This window comes from Amaricoccus sp. (genome assembly GCF_036846665.1).
Classification (GTDB): Bacteria; Pseudomonadota; Alphaproteobacteria; order Rhodobacterales; family Rhodobacteraceae; genus Amaricoccus.
Genome location: NZ_DAIUBO010000333.1, coordinates 1 through 3,422 on the forward strand (window position 1 = coordinate 1; position 3,422 = coordinate 3,422).

The 3,422-nt window shown below is 71.5% G+C and carries 3 protein-coding genes; 1 reads left to right on the plus strand and 2 read right to left on the minus strand.

Annotated features, from left to right (window positions below):
• The first annotated feature begins 145 nt into the window (after positions 1-145).
• Entirely contained in the window at positions 146-1,654 is a 1,509-nt protein-coding gene (locus V7050_RS19760) for an NTP transferase domain-containing protein (RefSeq protein WP_324375054.1), read from the plus strand.
• 114 nt (positions 1,655-1,768) lie between these two features.
• Here the strand turns inward: V7050_RS19760 and V7050_RS19765 are convergent, their stop codons facing one another.
• Together V7050_RS19765 and V7050_RS19770 are read right to left on the minus strand one after the other, a co-directional pair.
• Positions 1,769-3,163 carry a sigma-54-dependent transcriptional regulator gene (locus V7050_RS19765; protein ID WP_324375052.1) on the minus strand — a complete coding sequence of 465 codons (1,395 nt, stop codon included), beginning with the start codon at positions 3,161-3,163 and terminating at the stop codon, positions 1,769-1,771.
• Positions 3,160-3,422 (minus strand): ATP-binding protein (locus tag V7050_RS19770; RefSeq protein ID WP_324411104.1); only part of this gene is annotated, 263 nt, incomplete at its 5' end. The genes V7050_RS19770 and V7050_RS19765, both read right to left, overlap by 4 nt.

The following is a 3,422-nucleotide window of genomic DNA, read 5'->3' on the forward strand; positions in this document are numbered from 1 at the left end:
CGCGGGCCGCGCCGGCAGGCGACGGGAAATCCGGGCGCGGACAGGCAAGGCGGGAACAAACCCATGATATTCAGGGGCTTGCCTTCGCCAGGCGGCCGCGCAGGGAGACGGGAATGGTCCTGTGACATCAGGGGAACGCGAATCGATGCCCGCCCTGCCCGCAGCCCTGACGGCGGCGGGATCGGTCCTGATCCCCGCCGCGGGCGGCGCGCGGCGGATGCTGGGCGAGGACAAGCTGCTTCGCCGCATCGACGGAATCGCGCAGATCCGGCGCATCGCGCTGAATGCGCTGGCGACGGGCTGGCCGGTGATCGTCACGCTGCCCGAAGGCAACCGGGCCCGCCGGGCGGCGCTTGCCGGGCTGGAGGTGACGCTTCTGGAAGTTGCCGACCATGCCGAGGGCATGGCGGCCTCGCTGCGGCGGGGCGCAGGCGCGGCGCGGGGCGGCGCCCTGATGGTCGTCCCGGCCGACATGCCCGACCTGACCGGGGAAGACCTCGCCCGGCTCTGCCGCAGGCACGGCGACATGCCGCAGGCCATCCTGCGCGCCACCTCACTTGGCCGGCCGGGCCATCCCGTGCTGTTCCCCTCCGACCTTGTGGCCGGGATCGGCCAGCTTTCCGGCGACACCGGCGCCTCCCCGCTGCTTGCACGCCATGCCGACCGGGTGACCCGGGTTCCCCTGCCCGGCGAAAGGGCGCTGCGCGATCTGGACACGCCCGCGGACTGGGCGGCGTGGGAGACCGCCCGCGGGCAGGAGCAGGGGTTCCAGCCCGGGACGGGGATCGTGCCCGATCCCCTTGCCGATCTGCTGGACAGGACGGGCGAGGCGGTGATCGCGATCATCACCGGCGTCGAAGGCCCCTCCTATCGCAATCCCGGCACGCTGATGTGCCTTTTCCCGGACGGCACGGCCTCGGGCAGCCTGACGAACGGCTGCATCGAGGCCGATCTGGCCCTGCATGCGCAGACCGCCCTGCGGTCCGGGCGCCCCCTCCGCCTGCGCTACGGGATCGGATCGCCCTTCTTCGACATAAGGCTGCCCTGCGGCGGCGGGCTGGACATATGCCTGTTCCCGCTGCGCGACAGGACGGCGGTCGCGGATGCGGCCTTTGTCCTGCAGGGGCGCGCGGCCGTCGGGCTTGCCTTCGCGCCCGATGGCACGATGCGGCTGGCGCCGGCCGGGCCGTCCGGCTGGTCCGGGGGCACATTCGTCCTGACGCTGGTCCCGCAGCCGCAGGCGATGATCTTCGGCGACGGGCTGGAGGCGCAGGCCCTTGCCCGGCTGTTCCATGCGGCGGGCTTTCGCCACCTGCTTGCGGCGAACGGCGGGCATGGGGCGCTTTGCCTTGCCGATCCGTGGACCGCCATCGTGACCCTCTATCACGACCACGAGAAAGAGCTGGACATCCTTGCGCAGGCCCTGCGCGGCCCGGCCTTCTATGTCGGGGCGCAGGGCAGCAGGCGGGTGCAGGAGGCGCGCGCGATGCGGCTGCGCGACGCCGGCCTGCATGAGGCAGAGATCGCGCGCCTCCATGCCCCCGTCGGCTCGATCCCCTCGACGCGCGATCCGCGAAGCCTTGCGGTCTCGGTCCTTGCCGAGGTGGTGTCGGCCAGCCTGCACCTCACCGCCCCGCCGCTTTCGCGAGGGTGACCGCGGCATGTCCGGGCAGGACGGATGCTTGGGATACCCGGCCGGACAAGGTGAACCCTCATCGCATGGCGAAGGCACGCGCCTTCGCCAAGGAGGCTACAAGAACAGCGCCCCCTACCCCTCCGGCCGCGGGGATCCTTCTGCCTCGCCATCCGATACCTGCGGCAGGAGGCGGTAGAGGTTGCGCTCGCTGATGCCCAGAATGCCGGCCATCTCGCGCCGGTTTCCGCGGGTCCGGTCGAGAAGGAAGCGCAGGTAGGCCGCGCGCAGGTCGTCAAGGCTGGGCGGGGTCTCGAACCGCAGCACGACCTCGCCGCTGCGGGACTTGCCCACAACGCCCTTCGCGGCGGGCGCGGGGCCAAGGCCCAGATGGTCGGGCAGGATAAGCTCTTCACCAGCCGACATGATGATGGCGCGCTCGACCGCGTTGCTCAGCTCGCGCAGGTTGCCGGGCCAGCGGTGGCCTTGCAGCGCGCGCAACGCCGCCGGGCCAAAGGTCTTGCGGGTATTGCGCTGGAAATTGCGGTTGGCAAGCAGCGTCTCGGCCATTTCGCGGATGTCGCCCGGGCGGTCGCGCAGGGCCGGCAGCCGGATCACGAACGAAAGCATCCGCAACAGAAGCGGGCTGAGCGGGTCGGGATCGGCGGCGATATCCTCGACCGAAAGCGCCGAGCCAAGGATCAGCCGCGCCGCGCAGGGCAGGCTGGTGTTCGACCCGACCGGGCGGAAACTGCCGGATTCCAGCACGCGCAAGAGCCGGTTCTGCAGATCGCGCGGCAGCCGGTCCACGGCGCCCAGATAGACCGTGCCGGTATCGGCCGCACCGATCAGCCCCTCGACCTGACGGATGCGCCCGTCGGGGCCCGGCCGCATCTCGCCCAGGATTTCTTCGGCGGTCGGGCCGGCGGCGCAATCGACCGCGACGAAGCGCCCGTTGGCGCGCGGCGACTGGGCGTGCAGCTCAAGCGCGCAGCTTTCCTTGCCCGACCCGTCCTCACCCAAGATCAGGACCGGGCTTTCTGCGCCCGCAAAAAGCGAGATCAGCCGCCGCACCTCCATCATCTCGGGCGAAGTGCCCAGAAGCGGCCGCCGCTGCCCGAGCCGCGCCTGCCCCTGCCAGAAGGCAAGGTCGCGTTGCAGGTCGGCGGTGCCGAGAACCCGGTTGATCGCCAGCTCCAGCCCCTGCCCGCTGGCCGGCTTCACCAGAAAATCCGCAGCACCCGCCCGCACCGCCTGCACCGCCCGGTCGATCGACCCCTGCGCCGTCAGCACGATGGCCGGGCAGTATTCGCGCAGCTCGGGCAGGAAGGCCAGCCCGTCGGCATCCGGCAGCCGCAGGTCCAGGATGGCAAGGTCGACCCGCTGCTGCGACAGGACCTTCAGCGCCGCCGCCCGCGTCTCGGCGCCCGTCGCCTCATGGCCCAGCCGGCCGATCTGTTCGACCAGCAGGCGGTTCAGCGTCGCGTCATCCTCGATCACCAGGATGCGGCGGGAAGAGGTGGGGGTCATCGCGGGTCCTCGGGGATTGGCGGGGCATCGGGGTCGGGCAGGCTGAGGATGAAGCTGCTGCCCTGCCCGAGCGTGCTTTGCACCTCGATCCGGCCCTTCCAGCGGGTGACGATGGCATGGACGATCGAAAGGCCAAGGCCGCGGCCCGGCGTGCCGTCGGCGCGGCGGGTCCAGAACGGCAGGAAGATCCGGGGGAGAAGGGCGGGGCGGGGACCGCTACCCCGATCGCTGACCGACACCCACACTTTGCCCCCCCCCC

What these genes read in the sequence shown, in the direction of transcription:
- V7050_RS19765 (WP_324375052.1), bottom strand. Translation starts at nt 3,163, where the DNA reads ATGACCCCCACCTCTTCCCGCCGCATCCTGGTGATCGAGGATGACGCG.
- V7050_RS19760 (WP_324375054.1), top strand. Translation starts at nt 146, where the DNA reads ATGCCCGCCCTGCCCGCAGCCCTGACGGCGGCGGGATCGGTCCTGATC.